This is a genomic window from Kitasatospora sp. UYEF31, from assembly GCF_057291755.1.
On record NZ_JBXAWK010000044.1, the window covers coordinates 38566 to 56140 of the forward strand.

The following is a 17575-nucleotide window of genomic DNA, read 5'->3' on the forward strand; positions in this document are numbered from 1 at the left end:
CGAAACAATGAACCCTTTCGATGACGAGAACGGCACGTTCCTGGTGCTGGTCAACAAGGAGAACCAGCACTGCATCTGGCCGACCTTCGCCGAGGTCCCCAAGGGTTGGGACGCCGCGCTCCCGGCCGGCGGCCGGCAGGACGCCTTGGACTACATCGAGGCGAACTGGCTGGACATGCGGCCGAAGAGCCTGGTGGGCTGACGTCGCAGTCAGCTGAACCCGTATCGACCGGGCCGCTCTCAGCCGAACCGTTCCCACGTGTGGGTGCCTGACCGCAAACGCGGTCCGGCACCCTCTTCGGGACGCGTTTTTACCGTGCTGGAAACCCGCACCTCAGCAAAGAAAATAGATTCGAACAAACACTTGAAAGAAAGTCGCTGGAGCGGCTAGCTTTCACATCACAAACTGCCGGCCCGGAAAACTCGACCTGAAGAGTTCCGTCCGAAGAATCCAGAAATTCCCAGCACGACCCCTCGCCGAAAACAATTCCGAAGGTGGCCCCCCATGTCCGTCAACATCATCGACCGCGAGTCCGTCATCAAGGAGATCGTCCTCGACGTCCTGGAGCTGGAGGCCGACGAAGTCACCGAGACCGGCCTCTTCATCGAGGACTACGACGCCGACTCGCTCATGACCATCGAGATCCTCGGCCAGTTGGAGAAGCGCTTCGAGATCGCGATCGACCAGGACGAGCTGGCGAAAATGACCAACCTCGTGGCCGTGTACGCGGTCGTCGCGCAGGCCGTCACCGCATCCTCCTGACCGGGCTGTACAGCCGCCCGCCCGCCGGCGGTCCGGAGCCCGCCGCCCGGACCGCCGGCCCGCGGCAAGAACAAGAGCCCGAAACAGCAGTACAGCGACACGAAGACAAAGCCACAAAGCGTCACCCGATTCTCATCCTGGGGGATTGATGTCCACGAGTTCCGCCCACACCGCACCCGCTTCGGGTGCCCGTCCGGGGCCCCGCCGTGTGGTTCTCACCGGGTTCGGGGTGTTCTCCAGCATCGGCGTCGGTGCCGCGGAGTTCACCGAAGGGCTCCGCGAGGGGCGCAGCGGCACCCGGCCCATCTCGGTGTTCGACACCACCGGGTTCGAACACACCAACGGTCATGAGGTCCCGGACTTCGTCCCGGAGCAGTGGATCAGGAAGGCGCCCGTCGCCGAGCTGGGCCGGGCGAGCCGGTTCTCGGTCGCGGCGGCGCGGATGGCCGTGGAGGACGCCGGCATCGACGAGGAGACCCTGCGCGGACTGCGTGGTCTCCTGTCGGTCGGCACGACTGACGGCGAAGCGTACGAACTGGACCGGTTGGTGGCCCAGGACGTCGACGCGGGTCCCCAGTCGATGGAGCCACGCCTGGCCCGTCGGGTGTCCGCAGGGCGTCTTTCGTCCACGATCGCCCAGGAGCTGGGGCTGACGAACGTCGAGGCGACGACGGTGGCGACCGCGTGTGCGGCGGGGAACTACGCGATCGGCTACAGCTTCGACGCCGTACGGTCCGGTGACGTGGACTTCGCCCTGTGCGGTGGTGCGGACGCGATGTGCCGCAAGACGTTCGCCGGGTTCTACCGCCTGGGTGCGATCGCGCCGGACTTCTGCCGGCCGTTCGACAAGGACCGGGAGGGCATCCTCACCGGCGAGGGCGCCGGGGTGCTGTTCCTGGAGAGCCTGGATTCGGCGCTGGCCCGGGGCGCGCGGATCTACGCGGAGGTGCTCGGCTACGGGCTCAACTGCGATGCGTACCACCAAGTGGCGCCGAACCAGGAGTCCATCGCCCGGTGCATCCGGCTGGCGCTGGACGACGCGGGGATCGAGCCCGGCGATGTGGACCTGGTGTCCGCGCACGGCACGGGCACCCGGGCCAACGACACCACCGAGACGCGGGCGATCCGTGAGGTGTACACCGACGGGCCGCCGCGCACGGTGTCGCTGAAGTCGATGCTCGGCCACACGATGGGCGCCGCGAGCGCCCTGGCCGCGATCGCCTGCGCGCTGGCCGTGAAGAACGGTTTCATCCCGCCCACCATCAACCACCGTGAGACCGACCCGGAGTGCGCGGTGGACTGTGTACCGAACCACTCCGTCGAGGCCGATCTGCGCATCGTGCAGAACAACGGCATGGCGTTCGGCGGGAACAACGCGGTCTTGATCATCGGCCGCTACGACGGCGCTCCTGACGCCACTGGCGGCGACAACGCCAACCAGACCACCAACAACGCCAGCACCCCCGCCGGATGAACCCGATGACGATCCGTCAGCCCGATCAGCCCGATCAGCCCGATCAGCCCGATCAGCCCGAAAGGAGAACACAACCATGACCAACTCTCATCTGGTCATCTCCGCGTGGTCGGCCGTGTCGCCGTACGGCGTCGGCGGTGACGCCTTCGACGCCGGTGTACGCGACAGCCGCAAGACCGTGGCCGCACTCGACGTGGACCAATGGACCGACGTCCCGGATACCGAGGCCTGCCTCGTACCGGACTTCAGCGCCCGGGGCGAGCTGGGCCGCAAGGGCACCCGTGCGATGGACCGGGTGACCGCGCTCGCGGTGACCACCGTCGGCCGGCTGCTCGACGCAGCTGGGGACGGCGCGGAAAAACTCACGACCGGCACGGACACCGGGCTGGTGCTCGGCACCACGACGGGGAGCGTCCAGTCGCTGATGGACTTCACCCGGGCCTCGATCACCGGTGCCAAGCCCTATCACGTGGACCCGTCGCTGATGCCCAACGCGGTGATGAACTGCAGCGCGGCGCAGTGCGCGATCTGGCACCAGACGCAGGGACCGAACGCAACGATCGCCGCAGGCGACGCGGCGGGACTGCACGCCCTGGGCTACGCCCGGCGCCTCCTGCGCGCCGGGCGGGCGACCCGGGTGGTCGTCGGCGCGGCCGAGGAGTATTCGTCCGCGCGTTCGTGGCTGCGCCACCACACCCAGGACGAACCTGGCGGTCCCCTCGGCGAGGGCTGCGCGATGTTCCTCCTGGAACACGCCGAAACCGCCGGTCCCGGGCGCCGCCTGGCAGACGTCCTCGCGGTCGAATTCCGGATGAACCTCGACGGTGACCCGGCCGCGACTCTGGACGAGTGCGTACGGTCCGCCCTGGGCGACATACCGCTCCAAGAGGTCTGGACTGCGACCGCGGGGCCGACCGCAAGCGCGTCCGAACGAGCAGTCCTCGCGCGATTGTTCGACCCCGAAGCGCTCGCCCGGGTCCCGGACACCGCGCTCATCGGTGACACGGGTGCCGCGTCGTCCGCCTTCCAGATCGCCGCGGTGCTGAGCACTGCGGGCCGTACGGCCGACTCCGCCGGAAAGTACGCCGTAGTCACCGCCAGCGACCGGGACGGCAGCGTCGGCTGTGTCGTCCTGCGCCTGGCCGGTCCCGCCACGACTTCACTGGAGCCCGCTGATGACCACTGAACAGACCCGCCCAGGTGAACAGGCACGCCCTGTCGCACTGGTCAGCGGTGGCTCACGCGGGATAGGCAGGGCCGTCGTCGTCCGCCTCGCGCAGGACGGCTACGCCGTGAGCTTCTGCTACCGCTCCGACGAGACCGCTGCCAAGGAGGTCGCCGAGGAGGCCCGGAGCCACGGTGTCCCGGTGCTCGCCGCCAAGGTCGACGTGTGCGACGCGGACTCCGTCCGGGCCTGGGTCGCACAGACCGAGACGGAACTCGGCTTCGTCGACGTCGCGGTCACGTCCGCCGGCATCACCCGCGACAAACCCCTGGCCACCATGTCCGACGACGAATGGCACCAGGTCCTGGACACCAACCTCGACGGCGTCTACCACGTGTGCCGGTCGGTCGTGTTCGGCATGGTCAAGCGCCACTCCGGAAGCATCGTCAACCTGTCCTCCGTCACCGGGGTTTACGGACACGCGGGCCAGACCAACTACGCCGCGTCCAAGGCCGGGATCATCGGGTTCTCCCGGTCCCTGGCCAAGGAGGTCGGCCGGGCGGGCATCCGGGTGAACGTGGTCGCGCCCGGGTTCATCGAGACCGACATGACCGACGTGCTCGGCGACCCGGCCCGCAAGCGCGCGCTCCAGGCGATCCCGCTCAAGCGCATGGGGCGGCCCGACGAGGTCGCGGACCTCGTGTCCTATCTGGCCTCCGAACGAGCCGCGTACATCACCGGCACAGTCGTGGAGATCCACGGCGGAATCTCTGTCTAAAAGCGGCTCCAAGCGCGGGCGCCCGCCGAGCTTCGCCGGTTCCTTCGTGGTCCTCCCTCGCTCCGCCCGGTCGCCCCATGGGTGGCCCGCATCACCTCTCATGCCTCAACTCCCTTACGTCATAACGACTTTCAAGGAGCTCCTGACATGACCATCGACATCCAGACCATCGACATCCAGACCATCGACATCCAGACCCCGCTCGACACCGAAGCAGCCATAATCGCCCGCCTCGACGCCGACGTGTCCGCGCCCCGCACCGACAACCTGCCGCCGCTTGTCGACACCTCGCTGCTGCCGACCGCCGACGACGGGCAGCGCCAGGTCCGGGCCGCGCACCGGATCTACGAACACCTGGTCGGCCTGTGGGCGCCCGGTGCGATCGAGGCCGCCCACGACCTGGGGGTTTTCGCGGCGCTCAACGAGCAGTCGGCGACCAGCCTCGAACTGGCCGAGCGGCTGGACACCGACCCCCGGTCCACCCGGGTCCTGCTGGAGGGTCTGCACGCCTACGACGTCGTCGACCGTACGGTGCGGACCGACGGATCATGGGAGTACCAACTGCCGCCGGAGATGGCCGCGTGCCTGTTGCCGGGCGGGCTGTACAGCCTGACCGGAAAAATGGAGTACGACCGCCGGCTGGCCTGGAACTCATGGCGGAACCTGGCCCAGAACGTGCGTACCGGTGCCCGGGACACCACCGGCGACACCACGCACAACCAGATCTCCGAGTCGCACTACGAGGACCTGGCGCGCGGCATCAACTTCTGGGCTCCGCCGATCGTGGACACGCTGTCCCGGACGCTGGCGTACGACGGCTGGGACACCGGTGCGGGCAAGTCGGTGCTCGACATCGGCTGCGGCACCGGCATCTACAGCCAGTTGCTCCTCCAGGACTTCCCCGAGGCGACCGCGACCGGCCTGGAGGCTCCGCGGATCGCCAAGATCGCCAACGAGCAGGCCGACCAGCTGGGTGTGGCCGCGCGTTTCACCGCGACGGTGAACAACTTCTGGGAGGACGACTGGGGCACCGGCTACGACCTGCTCCTCTTCGTCAACATCTTCCACCTGCAGACGCCGGAGGCGGCCCGCGACCTGGCGTTGAAGTCGGCGAAGGCGCTGGCCCCCGGCGGCCGGATCGCGATCATCGACCAGATCATCGACGAGGGCCAAGGCGTGAAGTCGCCGCAGAACCGCTTCTTCCGCCTGTTCGCCGCATCGATGCTCGCGACCGGCGGCGGCGACACCTACACCGTCGACGAGTACGACCAGTGGCTCGCGTCGGCGGGGCTGCACCGGGTGTCGCTCCTGGACACCCCGATGCACCGGATCCTGCTGGCCGAGCGGGCCTGAAGCACTGCGGCACTTCGGCGCTACGGCACTTCGGCGCTACGGCGCTACGGCGCTACGGCGCTACGGCGCTACGGCGCTACGGCGCTACGGCGCTACGGCACCGCGGTATCCGAGACGCAGTCCGGTCCGCACGGGTCGACACCCGCACCGGGCGGCACTTCCGCCACAAGCTCCCGCAGCTGCGGAAGCGCCGCCCGGTAGCCCCGATCTCTTGTGGAAGGCACACACATGGACAACCTCCGCACCCCGGGGGAGGCACCCCAACCCGGATCGCAGCACAACCCAGGCGACCTCTTCCCCACTCTCCCCCCGGGCGAATGCCACGTCTGGTGGGGCGGCACCGACAGCGGCAACGCCGGACTCCTCAACCTCCTCGACCCCGGTGAGCTCGACCGCTGGGAGCGGTACCGCAAGCCCGGGGCCCGTTCCCGCTACCTCACCGCGCACGCGCTGACCCGCCTCGTACTGTCCGGCTACACCGGGCTCGCCCCGCGCGACCTCCGGTTCGCCGCGACCTGCAAGCACTGCGCGGGGCCGCACGGCAAACCCCAGCTCTGCGACGTGGCCGACCCGCCCCAGCTGTCGATCTCCCACTCCGGCGGGCTTGTTGTGGTCGCCGTGTCCCGCCGCACCGCGCTAGGCGTGGACGTCGAACTGATCCGCGAACCCGACGACGAAATGATCACCAGCGTCCTGGGTTCCGCCGAGCAGGTCGCACTCGCCCGACTCCGGGAACCGGACCGGGCCGCCGGGTTCATCCGCTACTGGACCCGCAAGGAAGCGGTGCTGAAATCCAGCGCCGACGGCCTCATGGTCGCCCCGCCCCTGCTGCACATCAGCGCCCCCGACGAGCCGGCCGCGCTCCTGGACTGGACGGGCGGAGACCGCCCCGCCGACAACCTGTACCTGACCGACCTGACACCACGACCCGGCTACCGCTCGGCGCTGGCGATGCTCGGCTCCCGGCTCGACGTAGTCGAACGCGACGCCACCTCCCTGCTCACCACCCCCGACCACGTCCCGACGAAGACTCCGGCCTGGAGGTAAGCGTGACCATCCTGGATGACACACCCGTACGGATCACCACTCCACTACCCGGGCCCCGGCACCCCGCCGACCAGACACCGCACGGCCGCCCCACAGCCCGGTGGGACCAGCGGACCCGGGTGACGGACCTGGACCGGGTCCACGAGCAGGCCCGGCAGGGCCCCGACCCGGCGGCGACCGCCCGGCAGCACGCCAAAGGCAAACTGACCGTCCACGAACGCCTCGAACTCCTGCTAGACGAAGGGTCGTTCACCGAGATCGAAGCGCTGCGCCGGCATCGGGCGACCGGGTTCGGCCTGGAGACGAAGAAGCCGTACACCGACGGCGTGGTCACCGGCTGGGGCACCGTGCACGGCCGCACGGTGTTCGTGTACGGGCACGACTTCCGCATCTTCGGCGGAGCTCTCGGCGAAGCGCACGCCGAGAAGATCCACAAGTTGATGGACCTGGCGCTGAGCGCGGGGGCCCCGCTCGTGGGCCTGAGCGACGGAGCCGGTGCCCGGATCCAGGAAGGCGTCACCGCACTCGCCGGGTACGGCGGGATCTTCCAGCGCAACGCCCGCGCCTCCGGAGTCATCCCGCAGATCAGCGTGATGCTCGGCCCGTGCGCGGGAGGTGCCGCGTACTCCCCCGCGCTCACCGACTTCGTGTTCATGGTGCGCGGCATCTCGCAGATGTTCATCACCGGGCCCGACGTGGTGCAGGCCGTCACCGGCGAACACGTCACCCTGGAGCAGTTGGGTGGCGCCGACACCCACGCGAGCCAGTCCGGCGCGGCGGGGTTCGCGTACGACGACGAAGCAAGCTGCCTCGCCGACGTGCGGCACCTGCTGTCGATGCTGCCCGCGAACAACAGGGAACTCCCGCCACCCGCCCGGGCGGACGACCCCGCCGACCGGCGCAACGACGCGCTGCTCGACCTGGTGCCCGCCGATCCGAAGCAGTCGTACGACATGCGTACGGTCATCGCCGAGATCATCGACGACGGCGACTTCTTCGAGGTGCACGCCACCTGGGCCACCAACATCCTGTGCGGCCTGGCCCGGCTCGACGGGCAGGTCGTCGGCATCGTCGCGAACCAGCCGTCGGTGCTCGCGGGCGCGCTGGACATCCACGCCTCCCAGAAGGCCGCCCGCTTCGTGCAGATGTGCGACGCGTTCAACATCCCCCTGGTCACCCTGGTCGACGTCCCCGGCTTCCTGCCCGGGCGCGACCAGGAGCAGGACGGCATCATCCGGCACGGGGCGCAGCTCCTGTACGCGTATTGCAACGCCACCGTGCCGCGCATCCAGCTGATCGTCCGCAAGGCGTACGGCGGCGCGTACATCGTCATGGACTCCCGCTCCGTAGGCGCGGACCTGTCGTTCGCCTGGCCCACCAACGAGATCGCCGTCATGGGCGCCGAGGGCGCTGCCAACGTCGTCTTCCGCCGGGAGATCGCCGCCGCCGCCGACCCCGAAGCGCTCCGCGCACAGCGGGTCGAGGAGTACCGCGAAGCGCTGATGCACCCGTACTACGCCGCCGAACGGGGCCTCGTGGACGACGTCATCGACCCGGCGGAGACCCGCTCCGTGCTGATCCGCGCACTGCGGATGCTGCGCGACAAACACACGCCGCTGCCGGTCCGCAAACACGGGAACCCGCCGCTATGACCACTGACCTTCTTGTCACGCGTGGCCGGCCAACCGACGAAGAACTGGCCGCCATCGCCGCGGCGGTGGCCGTCCTACTCGCCGCCCGCGCGCCAACTGCTCCGCCCCGGGCCGCCTGGCCACGGCGCGATCCGTACGCACCGGCGACGTCCTGGAGCGCGGCGCGGCTGCCGGGGAGTTTCTGAAGCCACCCGCGACGCGACTGCCCGGCAGTTGCTGAAAACCGTACGACAGCACGTCCCGTCACCCTTCCCGACATCCCTTGGAGACGAGACGTCATGGAAAAATCGGAAAGATCCGTTGTCCTGCTCGCCGAAGAACTCTCCCCCGCCACCATCGACGCGCTCGGTCCAGACGTAGAAGTCCGACACTGTGACGGCACTGACCGCGTCGCGTTACTGGCTGCGGTGGCCGACGCGGACGCCCTCCTGGTCCGCAGTGCAACCCGTGTCGACGCCGAAGTCCTCGCCCACGGACGCCGGTTGCGCGTGGTCGGCCGCGCGGGAGTAGGCGTGGACAACATCGATCTGAAGGCCGCCACCACGGCCGGCGTGCTGGTCGTCAACGCACCCACCTCGAACATCACCAGCGTCGCCGAGCTGACGGTGGGTCTGCTGATCGCCGTCGCCCGGCACATCCCGCAGGCCGACAGCGCGCTGAAGGGCGGCGCGTGGCAGCGCGGCCGGTTCACCGGCACGGAGCTGGCGGGGAAGACACTCGGCGTGGTCGGTCTGGGCCGGGTGGGCACGCTGGTGGCCCGCCGGGCCGCCGCCTTAGACATGGAGACCGTCGCGTACGACCCCTATCAGTCACCAGAACGCGCCGCCGAACTCGGCGTCGAACTGCTATCCCTGGACCAGCTCCTGCGCCGGTCCGACTTCCTCACCGTGCATCTGCCGCGCACTCCCGAAACCGCCGGCCTGCTCGGTTTCGAGGCGTTCGCCTTGATGAAACCGGGCGTACGGATCGTCAACACGGCACGTGGCGGCATCGTCGACGAAACCGAGCTGTACGCGGCACTCAAGGAGGGCCGGGTCGCAGGCGCGGGCGTCGACGTGTTCGCCACCGAACCTTGTACGGATTCCCCGCTGTTCACACTCGACAACGTCGTTGTCACCCCCCACCTCGGAGCAGGCACCGCGGAGGCGCAGGAGAAGGCCGGGACGATGGTCGCCGAATCGGTACGGCTCGCGCTGGCAGGGCTACCGGTGGTGGACTCGGTGAACAGTCCAGCGCCCCGGGCCCGGGCACTCGGGGCCGTAGCACCCAGCCCCGCAACGCACACGACCGCCAACCCCGCGCCGGGCCCCGCACCCAACCCCGCACCCAACCCCGCTTCCAGCCCCGTTCCTGCCGTTCTCGAACCGGCATGACCGACAGCGTCTGCCTCATCGACCTGGGCCCGCGCGGCCTCGGCGTCCTGGAACGGATCATCACCCTCGCCGACCGCCCCCTACGCCTTGACGACCGACTGCACCGTACCCGCCGACCACGTCTTCCTGACCACGGGTCACACTCCGCCGCAGACACCCGCGGCGCAGCCCGGGGAGCACCGGCGGATCTGTAATCCGTTTCCCCTGCCCGACTGACTCGACGCCGTCCAGCCCGGCGAGACCGTCGCGCTGCCAGGCACGGGGCCGAGCACGATGGACGTCCTGGCCGCCCTGATCTGGCCGCGGCCGAAGTGCGGGACAGATGGCGACTCGCGTTCGCCCTGCTGCTCCAGCTGTACGGCGAACCCGCGGCCGAAGTCGCGGCCGAAGTCGCGGGCGAATTCGCCACAACAACTCCCCCACCGACCGCCACGGTCACCGCCTTTGTAACGGCCGGACTCAACGCCCCATCCCTGCAAGGAGGTTGACCCCGATGACCCAGCCGACCCCGATGACCCAGCCGACCCCCGCCTCCCAGCCCACCCGGTTCTCCTTGACGCCCCGTGAGATACCCGACGTCCTCTCCCCGGGGAGACTCGGCCCGCTGACTCTGCGCAACCGGATCATCAAGGCCGCGACGTTCGAAGGCGCAACACCCGACGCGCTTGTCACCGACCAGCTCATCGAATACCACCGGAAGCCCGCCGCCGGCGGCCTCGGCATGACCACCGTCGCCTACTTGGCGGTCTCCCCCGAAGGTCGCACCGAACGCCGCCAGATCTGGATGCGCCCCGAAGCGGTCCCTGGTCTGCGCCGGCTGACCGACGCCGTGCACGCCGAAGGCGCAGCGGTCTCGGCCCAGATCGGGCACGCGGGCCCAGTCGCCGATGCGAAGTCCAACGGGCGTCCCGCGTTGTCCGCAGGACGCATGTTCAATCCGATCAGCATGAAGGTGACAAAAGCCGCAACCAAAGAGGACATCGTACGGATTACCCAAGCCCACGCCGACGCCGCGCGGACAGCGGTGGAGTCGGGGTTCGACGCGGTGGAGATCCACTTCGGGCACAACTACTTCGCGAGTGCGTTCCTGAGCCCGAAGCTCAACAAGCGCAAGGACGCCTACGGCGGCAGCCTCACCAACCGGGCGAAGGTCACGCTCGGCGTGGCCCGCGCGGTGCGCGACGCGGTCGGTGACCGGATCGCCATCACGGCCAAACTGAACATGGAGGACGGCGTCCCTGGCGGTATCTGGCTGGACGAAAGCCTCCAGGTCGCCAGGTGGCTGGAGGCGGACGGCACGCTCGACGCCCTCGAACTCACCGCGGGCAGTTCACTGTTGAACCCGATGTACCTGTTCCGCGGCGACGCCCCGATCCCCGAGTTCGCCGCGACCTTCCCGCAGCCCCAGCAGCTCGGAGTGAAGCTGATCGGGAAGAAGTTCCTGCACGTGTACCCGTACGAGGAAGCGTTCCTGCTCGACTCGGCCCGGCAGTTCCGCGCCGCGGTGGACCTGCCGCTGATCCTGCTCGGCGGCATCACCAACCGCGACACCATGGACCTGGCGATGGCCGAGGGCTTTGAGTTCGTCGCGATGGGCCGGGCCCTGCTGCGCGAACCGGATCTGATCCGTCGCATCGAGGCCGACCGTACGGTCAAATCGTTGTGCGTCCACTGCAACCGCTGCATGCCGACGATCTACTCGGGCACCCGGTGTGTGCTGGTGGACGCGGAACCACCGGTGCGCTGAGCGCAACGCTGTCGCAGTCAGGGGTATCGCAACACTGAACAACGCTGTCGCAGTCAGGGATGGCACGGCACCGACCACCGCTGTCGTACGCCGTGGTTAACCTGCGGTTCCACCCGACTGTCAGGAAGGCCCCCCGATGACCCGCACCACCCCGCCGCGCCCGTTGGACGTGGAGGCACTGTTTCCTGAGGTCGCGCCGTATCGCCGGGAGGCCGTACGGCTCCACCCCCGGCGCGGGGCACCCACGGCGCGGGACAGTTCGGTCGGCGGACCGGTGCTCTGGCCGGCTGCGGAACCGTGGCCGTACTGCGACCGGCCGCACCCCGTCACAGCTCTCTCGCCGGTCAAGCCTGGAGCCCAGGCACTCGTGCCGGTCATCCAGCTCTTCGCCGCCGATGTCCCCGAACTCCCGTTCCCCAGCGGTACGGACGTCCTGCAGATGCTGTGGTGTCCTTTCGACCACGAGTTGGGATACGCCCCGTGGCCACAGCTCTACTGGCGGACCGCCGACGCGTGCCCCCCACAACTCACCGACACACCGCGGCCCGTCGGCGCGCCGGACGACTACGTCCCAACTCCGTGTGTCGTGCACCCAGAACGGGTCATCGACTACCCGACCTGGGATCTCCCGGATGATCTCTACGACTCGCTGGAGGAACGGTTCGACAGCGTGGAGGAGGAAACCGGCTGGTCGTACTGGTCCCACCTGTCGGACGTCCCCGGCATCAAGGTGGGCGGCTACCCCGGCTGGACACAGGATCCCGCCTGGCCCGACTGCGCGGAGTGCGGCACCCGGATGGAGCACCTGCTCACTGTGAAGAGCGCGGAGTTCGACGGCGCGTCCTGGCGCACGTGGATTCCGGCAGAGGATGCCGGCACGTGGGAGCGTCCCCGCAAAGAGCGGATGGAGGTCCAGTGCGCACCGGAGCTGACTCTCGGCGACATGGGCGGTGTATACGTGTTCGTCTGCCCGACGTGCCCGGGGCTTCCGTACGCCCATCGGGCGGATTGTTCCTGACGGACCGGCGTGGTCATCGACCTGGGCCAGGAGGCCGCAACAGGCCGGGTTCCTCGCATCCTGAGCCAGAAAACACCAGAAGGCCCGGAGCAGGTGGAGTGAACCACCCGCCCCGGGCTCCCGACGCCCAAGACTCCGGGCCCGCAGCGCTCAGGCCTTTCAGCCCGCACCGCTAAAGGCCCCTGAGGTTGCTTCGGTTTGACGGACATCCGAGCCCGCACCGCCCAGGCACGTCAGCCGCAATGCTGAATACGCTCAGCCCTCGGCGCGTACAGCCTCGCCCTCGATCTCGATCTTGATCTTCTTCGACACCAGGACGCCGCCACTCTCCAGCGCCTGGTTCCAGGTCATCCCGAAGTCCTCGCGGTTGATCTCGGTCTTCGCGCTGAACGCGAGGACTTCCTGCCCCCACGGGCTCGTCGCCAGACCGTCGAGCTCGACCTCAAGCTCGACCTCCCGCGTTACGTCCTTGATGGTCAGCTCGCCGAGCAGGGTGAACTCGCTGCCCTGGTGACCGGTCAGGCGCACCGTACGGAAGGTCATCGTCGGGAACTTCTCGAGCTCCATGAAGTCACCACTGAGCAGGTGACCGTCGCGGTCCTTGACGCCGGTGGTCAGGCTGCCGGTCTGGATCACGACGTCGACGCGCGAGTCCATCGGCTCGTCCGTGACGGTGATCTCACCGGAGAACTCGGTGAACTGCCCGCGCACCTTGCTGACCATGAGGTGCCTGGCCATAAAGCCGACCCGGGTGTGCGCGACGTCGAGCGTGTACGTTCCGGCGGTCGGGATGGTGAGGCCGTCCCAGGTGCGGCGAAGGGTCTCAGCAGTCATGGCGGGCTCCTCGAAGATTTTTTGTTGAGTGTTAAACAATGAACTGAGCAACAGAATGCATCGCAAAACTCCTCTTGTCAACTACTTGTTACACTGAAGGCATGAGCACCAAGGCCACACCCAGTTTGAGCACCCTCACCAGCGACCCCCGCCTCACCGCGATCGGCCTGCTCGCTGAGGCCTTCACCGGCCTCCAGGAACGATTCTCCGCCCAAATGCATGCATTCGGCCTGTCGGAAGTGGACTTCACGGTCCTGCTCCGGCTGGCCCGCTCCCCCGACTGTCGCCTGCGCATGAGCGACCTCGCCGCGCAGACCTCGCTGTCCTCGTCCGGGATCACCCGGATAGTGGACCGTCTGGAGAAGGACGGCCTTGTGGCCCGCGAGCAGTACCCGACAGACCGGCGCGCGCTGTACGCGGCCCTGACCCCGACCGGTGTCGCCCGCCTGGACGCGGCACTCCCCGGCCATGTCGAACTACTCCAGACCTGGCTGGTCGACCCACTCAGCACGGAGCAGTTCACCGCCCTGCTCGACGCACTGCGGATCCTGCGGGACACCGCGAACCCGGAGGCACGCGCTGGAACGGAGTGACCGGCCGGGCCTGTGCGAATCCACGCGAATCCACGGACAGAGCCGGAGAATCGGTCGCTTCAGTCGCTTCAGTCGCTTCAGCCCCTTCAACCCGCCTCCGGACACTCCCCCGATCCGGGCGCGGACACGGCGGTGGCCGACCGGGAGGAGATTCCGGTCGGCCACCGCCGAAACGTTGCGCGCGGTATTACCCGCGCGGGTTGTTGTAGTAGCCGCCGACCTGGTCGTGATACCCGGCGTCACCCAGGTGCTTGTCCTTGTCGAACTCCGGGGAGTCCTTGATCTCATCCTTCGTCCGGGAGACGTGGATCTTCTTGGCCTCGTGGTCGACCCGGGTGATCGTGCCGGCGGGCAGCAGGACCTCCTTGCCGAAGATCCAGATGCCGGTGTCCACGACGATGTACGCCGCACCGACCTCGTCGGAGTGCTTGTCGACCTTGCCGATGTGCCCGTCGGTCGCTTCGACCTTGTAGCCGATCAGGTCCGCGCCCACCTGGTGACCGGACGTGGACTGGTAGTTCCACATGCCGTCGCTCATTGCGTTACGTCCCTTCATAGCCATCACGGAGAACCAAGATCGGCTGTCCGTCGGAGAGCGACCAGCGCTCCCCGAACAGACGGCTGCCCCAGCGAACGTGCCTCACACCTGAGTTCGACCCGAAGGAAACAGCAGCCACCGGGCGGCACTTGCCCCCGGTGTTCAACACCGGGGAAAACCATTGCCGTTGACGGACGACGAAGCACTACGGTGAACCCGTGCCCCGGTGCGCCGGGTCGGGTTACTTCTCTGAAGAAGTCAACACCCAACCCAATTTTCTTCCTCGGAGCACACATAAAACCTGTGGCCCACCGACTCTCCGTGAGTCGGCGGGCCACAGTCATGTCTGGTCCGGTCCGGTCTGGTCCGGTCCGGTCTGGTTCAGTCCGGACTGGTTCAGTCCGGTCTAGTTCAGTCCGGTCCGGTCTGGTTCAGTCCGGTCCGGTCCGACCGAGCAGATCACCGCACCGAGGAAGTACCCGCTGGAGTTGCGGGAACGCGCGATCACGATGTACCGCACCACCGAACCCAAGTCCGTCATCCGCCAGATGGCCGAGAAACTCGGCGTCCACCCCGAAGCCCTCCGCGGCTGGATCCGGCAGTCCGAAGCCGACGCCGGCGAACGCCACGACCGCCCCACCACCGAGGAAAAGGCCGACCTGGCCAAACTCCGCCAGGAGAACAGGGAACTGCGCCGCACCGTCGACAACCTCAAAGCCGCCTCGGCTTTTTTCGCACAGGAGCTCGACCCGAACCGGCGACGGTACTGAAACTCATCGAACTCACCGAACAGATCAGGCGCGTACACACCGAGTCCGGCCGCACCTACGGCTCCCCGCGCGTCCACGCCGTCCTCAAACGGCACGGCATCCGCGACGCCTTCTCCCGCCGCATCGTGGGGAAGGCCCCCGGAGGCCAGGCGACTGGCTGACAACACCCGGCCCCACCGTATCCTCGACCACCAGACACCCGCCGAGGTCTTCGCCGAGCTGCTGGCCGCCTCAATTGCTTCGACCAGTTGAGATCAAGGTCCTGGTTGCTGGGCCGCTGGAAGTCCATTGCTCCGGTGAGTTCTGGATTTGGGTCCTTTGGTCGCTACAGTCCAAGATTCGCGTGTATTTTCCAGCTCAAAAACGGGCAGCAAAATACACGCGAATCTTGGATGAACTGGACCGACTGCCTTGCTTCTACGGGCATTTCGGGGAATCCGCTTTGCAGAACACCGACACAAAACCCCACTGCACCGATCCTGCGCGGCACAGGGACTGAACGCCAGACGCTTCAGTCCCTGTGCTCCGTACCGGCCACCCAGCCCGGGGGCCGCGCTCGCTGCACAGGGCGGCACAAAACAACATCCGGAAAACGTCCGGTGAACTAGCGTCTTCGGTCCATCAGTCGCTCCAGTCCAGGCGCGCGACGCCAGTCACTCCCGGCGACGACCGCTTCGGTCACTCCCGAACAGGCCCCCGGTAGCGCCCCGCGGAACCGGCCAGTCCGCCGGTGGCAATCCTTACGGCATCTAGATCATCAGCTCCGGCCGCACTGTCGACCCGGAGTCCGCAGCCGCCACCCGCCCTGAACCGAGGATCCGCACCCGGCGGCCCTGGCAGAAGTCGCACGCGGGCGCGCTCAGCGGCGACGGGACCCGGCTGCCTTCGCAGTAGTACTCCACCCGGCGGCCCCGTGTGGGGTCGGCGACGTCTCTTATCGCGTACGCGCGCTCCCAGCCGTGTCCGCAGTTCATACAGACGAAGGAGTACGCCTCATGCGCGATGGAGTCGCCGACAGGTGCAGTGGTCATGGTGGACCTCCCACAGTTCTGCTTGTGCCTGCACTCCCAGGGAACACCCGCTCGGGGTCGTGCGCGACCCGGCGCCGTGTTCCTTCGCGGAAGAGTTACGCCGGCCCTGCAAGAGTCACACCGGCCCCAGAAGAGTCACACCACTCTCGGAGTAGTCCCACCGTGCCGCTGGCCCCGCACGATGTCGCTGCTGCGTGAAGACCGGCCGCATATCTCGATCTTCAGTCCTTCAGTCGCTTCAGTCCAACGACCGAAAGCAGACAGAGGACTTCGAAGGCGACTGTTCACTCCCAGACGATCGCCGATATATCGGCCGCACTCGACGAATCCACGACCCTGGTGACCTGGAGGAACCCGATGTGTTCACCTCGCTTGGTCCCGACGCAGAACCGATCACCCACATGCAGATCGTGGATGGCGAACGACGACACCGGGTGACTTCCCAGCCGGGTCTTGCAATCGGCGCCGGTCGGCGTCCCGGCGGCCTCCCAGGTCGCGATGGGAGAGCTGTAACTCACGCCCGCGAAGTTGTAACTCATCGCGTACGGACCGCAGGCGGTCGGCACACTGTCCAAGTCGACCTGGGAGGCGTTCGACACCCGGAACTGGTCATGCCAGCGCACCAATTCCAGGATGGAGGCCGGACTCGCAATAGCCGTTGAAGACTTGGACGCGGTCGCTGAAGGTTTGGACGCGCTTGCCGACGCAGTCGGGAAAGGATTGGTCTCCGCGGACGACCCCGAAACGGGCCCCACGGCTATCGGAGTGCTCGGTGGATTCCGAGTCGTCACAGCAGTGTTCGAGGGAGCGTCATCGAGCAGGTGCTGCACTACGGCGGTGGCCACTGCGCCGAGCACCGCAGTGGCCAGGGTTCCGGTGATGGCGACCGTACGCACGGACCATCCGCTCCGTCCCTGCGTCGACGCACCCACCGCCGGGTGGCTGCGCGGGCCGGGGCGGTTGCGAACTCCCGTTGGAATGTTGGTCGTAACTCACGCTGACGCCTCTGTGTTAGGTGACATCACCCGGCTCCGTCGGGACGATCGTGTACGGGAGTTCATCCAGGTCGCCGGGCGGCGCGTAGGTCCTGCCGTAGGTGCCCGCGAACACTTCCAGGCAACCGGTCTCCGGCGAGGAGCCGGTCAGCTGGATCCCGATGGCGACCGACGGGCACATGATGTGGTGGCCGCGTCGTCCGCCGCGCCCGTGTCGACTCGGAGCCGCTCGTGATTGTTGCGGTACGTCCACCCGCTGTCGCCGATGCGGAGGATAATTGGCGCGAGCCCGCCGACCCCGGCGGCGGCGAGCAGGCCGGGCACGACCTCGCGGTGGTAAGTCCCTGCGTCAGCCTCGCCTATTCAACGGAAGTTGACCAACCGTCAAGTTGAACTGAAAAGGTGCCCCTGACCTGCCAGGATGCGATTGTCGAGAAAGCATTC

21 protein-coding genes and 1 pseudogene are annotated in these 17575 nt (G+C 67.8%); 17 read left to right on the top strand and 5 right to left on the bottom strand.

Annotated features, from left to right (window positions below; genetic code table 11):
• The first annotated feature begins 7 nt into the window (after positions 1-7).
• The 14 genes and pseudogenes from AC0Z36_RS20970 to AC0Z36_RS21035 all read left to right on the top strand — a co-directional run bounded on the left by AC0Z36_RS20970 (position 8) and on the right by AC0Z36_RS21035 (position 12370).
• Positions 8-202 (top strand): MbtH family protein, encoded by a 195-nt coding sequence (locus AC0Z36_RS20970; RefSeq protein ID WP_485464518.1) that lies wholly within the window; start codon positions 8-10, stop codon positions 200-202.
• A 303-nt stretch (positions 203-505) separates the two neighbouring features.
• Positions 506-763, top strand: coding sequence for an acyl carrier protein (locus AC0Z36_RS20975; RefSeq protein WP_485464519.1), 258 nt, complete (start codon positions 506-508; stop codon positions 761-763).
• A 148-nt stretch (positions 764-911) separates the two neighbouring features.
• Complete coding sequence (locus tag AC0Z36_RS20980; RefSeq protein WP_485464520.1) at positions 912-2237, top strand: beta-ketoacyl-[acyl-carrier-protein] synthase family protein; 1326 nt, start codon at positions 912-914, stop codon at positions 2235-2237.
• Positions 2238-2313: 76 nt separating this feature from the next.
• Complete coding sequence (locus AC0Z36_RS20985) at positions 2314-3423, top strand: beta-ketoacyl synthase N-terminal-like domain-containing protein (protein ID WP_485464521.1); 1110 nt, start codon at positions 2314-2316, stop codon at positions 3421-3423.
• Positions 3413-4180, top strand: coding sequence for a 3-oxoacyl-[acyl-carrier-protein] reductase (gene fabG / locus AC0Z36_RS20990; protein WP_485464522.1), 768 nt, complete (start codon positions 3413-3415; stop codon positions 4178-4180). The genes AC0Z36_RS20985 and fabG overlap by 11 nt, the downstream gene beginning before the upstream one ends.
• 147 nt (positions 4181-4327) lie before the next feature.
• Positions 4328-5533, top strand: a complete 1206-nt coding sequence (locus AC0Z36_RS20995) for a methyltransferase (protein WP_485464523.1) — start codon at positions 4328-4330, stop codon at positions 5531-5533.
• Positions 5534-5761: 228 nt separating this feature from the next.
• Positions 5762-6580 (top strand): 4'-phosphopantetheinyl transferase family protein, encoded by an 819-nt coding sequence (locus tag AC0Z36_RS21000; RefSeq protein WP_485464524.1) that lies wholly within the window; start codon positions 5762-5764, stop codon positions 6578-6580.
• 119 nt (positions 6581-6699) lie between these two features.
• Positions 6700-8232, top strand: coding sequence for an acyl-CoA carboxylase subunit beta (locus tag AC0Z36_RS21005; RefSeq protein WP_485464535.1), 1533 nt, complete (start codon positions 6700-6702; stop codon positions 8230-8232).
• Positions 8229-8417, top strand: coding sequence for an acyl-CoA carboxylase epsilon subunit (locus AC0Z36_RS21010; RefSeq protein WP_485464525.1), 189 nt, complete (start codon positions 8229-8231; stop codon positions 8415-8417). Before AC0Z36_RS21005 ends, AC0Z36_RS21010 begins: the two co-directional genes overlap by 4 nt.
• Before the next feature lie 93 nt (positions 8418-8510).
• A pseudogene (locus AC0Z36_RS21015) lies at positions 8511-9458 on the top strand (hydroxyacid dehydrogenase); the annotation flags it as partial.
• Positions 9459-9601: 143 nt separating this feature from the next.
• Positions 9602-9799, top strand: a complete 198-nt coding sequence (locus AC0Z36_RS21020) for a hypothetical protein (protein ID WP_485464526.1) — start codon at positions 9602-9604, stop codon at positions 9797-9799.
• A 117-nt stretch (positions 9800-9916) separates the two neighbouring features.
• Positions 9917-10093: a hypothetical protein gene (locus AC0Z36_RS21025; RefSeq protein WP_485464527.1), complete on the top strand. Its 177-nt coding sequence runs from the start codon at positions 9917-9919 to the stop codon at positions 10091-10093.
• A gap of 23 nt (positions 10094-10116) precedes the next feature.
• Positions 10117-11352: an NADH:flavin oxidoreductase gene (locus AC0Z36_RS21030; RefSeq protein ID WP_485464536.1), complete on the top strand. Its 1236-nt coding sequence runs from the start codon at positions 10117-10119 to the stop codon at positions 11350-11352.
• 136 nt (positions 11353-11488) lie between these two features.
• On the top strand, positions 11489-12370 hold the full coding sequence (locus AC0Z36_RS21035) for a YwqG family protein (protein WP_485464528.1): 882 nt from the start codon (positions 11489-11491) through the stop codon (positions 12368-12370).
• A 255-nt stretch (positions 12371-12625) separates the two neighbouring features.
• On the opposite strand, the gene AC0Z36_RS21040 is transcribed toward AC0Z36_RS21035, so the two are convergent.
• Positions 12626-13204 carry a YceI family protein gene (locus AC0Z36_RS21040; protein ID WP_485464529.1) on the bottom strand — a complete coding sequence of 193 codons (579 nt, stop codon included), beginning with the start codon at positions 13202-13204 and terminating at the stop codon, positions 12626-12628.
• A gap of 101 nt (positions 13205-13305) precedes the next feature.
• On the opposite strand from AC0Z36_RS21040, the gene AC0Z36_RS21045 reads away from it, so the two are divergent.
• Positions 13306-13797 (top strand): MarR family winged helix-turn-helix transcriptional regulator, encoded by a 492-nt coding sequence (locus AC0Z36_RS21045; protein WP_485464530.1) that lies wholly within the window; start codon positions 13306-13308, stop codon positions 13795-13797.
• A gap of 187 nt (positions 13798-13984) precedes the next feature.
• Here the strand turns inward: AC0Z36_RS21045 and AC0Z36_RS21050 are convergent, their stop codons facing one another.
• The gene (locus tag AC0Z36_RS21050) at positions 13985-14335 is read right to left on the bottom strand and encodes a PRC-barrel domain containing protein (protein WP_485464531.1); all 351 of its coding nucleotides are present in this window, start codon (positions 14333-14335) and stop codon (positions 13985-13987) included.
• Between the two features lie 458 nt (positions 14336-14793).
• Between AC0Z36_RS21050 and AC0Z36_RS21055 the strand changes: the two genes are divergently transcribed.
• Positions 14794-15105, top strand: a complete 312-nt coding sequence (locus AC0Z36_RS21055) for a transposase (RefSeq protein ID WP_485464537.1) — start codon at positions 14794-14796, stop codon at positions 15103-15105.
• Positions 15106-15110: 5 nt separating this feature from the next.
• Positions 15111-15266, top strand: a complete 156-nt coding sequence (locus AC0Z36_RS21060) for a helix-turn-helix domain-containing protein (RefSeq protein ID WP_485464538.1) — start codon at positions 15111-15113, stop codon at positions 15264-15266.
• Between the two features lie 588 nt (positions 15267-15854).
• Here AC0Z36_RS21060 and AC0Z36_RS21065 read toward each other — a convergent pair.
• The 3 genes from AC0Z36_RS21065 to AC0Z36_RS21075 all read right to left on the bottom strand — a co-directional run bounded on the left by AC0Z36_RS21065 (position 15855) and on the right by AC0Z36_RS21075 (position 17312).
• A complete protein-coding gene (locus AC0Z36_RS21065) occupies positions 15855-16136 on the bottom strand; it encodes a hypothetical protein (protein ID WP_485464532.1) in 282 nt (93 codons plus the stop codon).
• 284 nt (positions 16137-16420) lie between these two features.
• The gene (locus AC0Z36_RS21070) at positions 16421-16759 is read right to left on the bottom strand and encodes a hypothetical protein (protein WP_485464533.1); all 339 of its coding nucleotides are present in this window, start codon (positions 16757-16759) and stop codon (positions 16421-16423) included.
• A 388-nt stretch (positions 16760-17147) separates the two neighbouring features.
• Positions 17148-17312, bottom strand: coding sequence for a hypothetical protein (locus AC0Z36_RS21075; protein ID WP_485464534.1), 165 nt, complete (start codon positions 17310-17312; stop codon positions 17148-17150).
• Between the last annotated feature and the right edge of the window lie 263 nt (positions 17313-17575).

Bases quoted from the DNA above. Each gene is read 5' to 3' on its own strand.
- AC0Z36_RS20995 (WP_485464523.1), top strand. From the start codon at position 4,328: ATGACCATCGACATCCAGACCATCGACATCCAGACCATCGACATCCAG.
- AC0Z36_RS21075 (WP_485464534.1), bottom strand. From the start codon at position 17,312: ATGTGCCCGTCGGTCGCCATCGGGATCCAGCTGACCGGCTCCTCGCCG.
- AC0Z36_RS21000 (WP_485464524.1), top strand. From the start codon at position 5,762: ATGGACAACCTCCGCACCCCGGGGGAGGCACCCCAACCCGGATCGCAG.
- AC0Z36_RS20975 (WP_485464519.1), top strand. From the start codon at position 506: ATGTCCGTCAACATCATCGACCGCGAGTCCGTCATCAAGGAGATCGTC.
- AC0Z36_RS21045 (WP_485464530.1), top strand. From the start codon at position 13,306: ATGAGCACCAAGGCCACACCCAGTTTGAGCACCCTCACCAGCGACCCC.
- AC0Z36_RS20970 (WP_485464518.1), top strand. From the start codon at position 8: ATGAACCCTTTCGATGACGAGAACGGCACGTTCCTGGTGCTGGTCAAC.
- AC0Z36_RS21040 (WP_485464529.1), bottom strand. From the start codon at position 13,204: ATGACTGCTGAGACCCTTCGCCGCACCTGGGACGGCCTCACCATCCCG.
- fabG (WP_485464522.1), top strand. From the start codon at position 3,413: ATGACCACTGAACAGACCCGCCCAGGTGAACAGGCACGCCCTGTCGCA.
- AC0Z36_RS21035 (WP_485464528.1), top strand. From the start codon at position 11,489: ATGACCCGCACCACCCCGCCGCGCCCGTTGGACGTGGAGGCACTGTTT.
- AC0Z36_RS21030 (WP_485464536.1), top strand. From the start codon at position 10,117: ATGACCCAGCCGACCCCCGCCTCCCAGCCCACCCGGTTCTCCTTGACG.
- AC0Z36_RS21065 (WP_485464532.1), bottom strand. From the start codon at position 16,136: ATGACCACTGCACCTGTCGGCGACTCCATCGCGCATGAGGCGTACTCC.
- AC0Z36_RS20980 (WP_485464520.1), top strand. From the start codon at position 912: ATGTCCACGAGTTCCGCCCACACCGCACCCGCTTCGGGTGCCCGTCCG.
- AC0Z36_RS21050 (WP_485464531.1), bottom strand. From the start codon at position 14,335: ATGAGCGACGGCATGTGGAACTACCAGTCCACGTCCGGTCACCAGGTG.
- AC0Z36_RS20985 (WP_485464521.1), top strand. From the start codon at position 2,314: ATGACCAACTCTCATCTGGTCATCTCCGCGTGGTCGGCCGTGTCGCCG.
- AC0Z36_RS21010 (WP_485464525.1), top strand. From the start codon at position 8,229: ATGACCACTGACCTTCTTGTCACGCGTGGCCGGCCAACCGACGAAGAA.
- AC0Z36_RS21020 (WP_485464526.1), top strand. From the start codon at position 9,602: ATGACCGACAGCGTCTGCCTCATCGACCTGGGCCCGCGCGGCCTCGGC.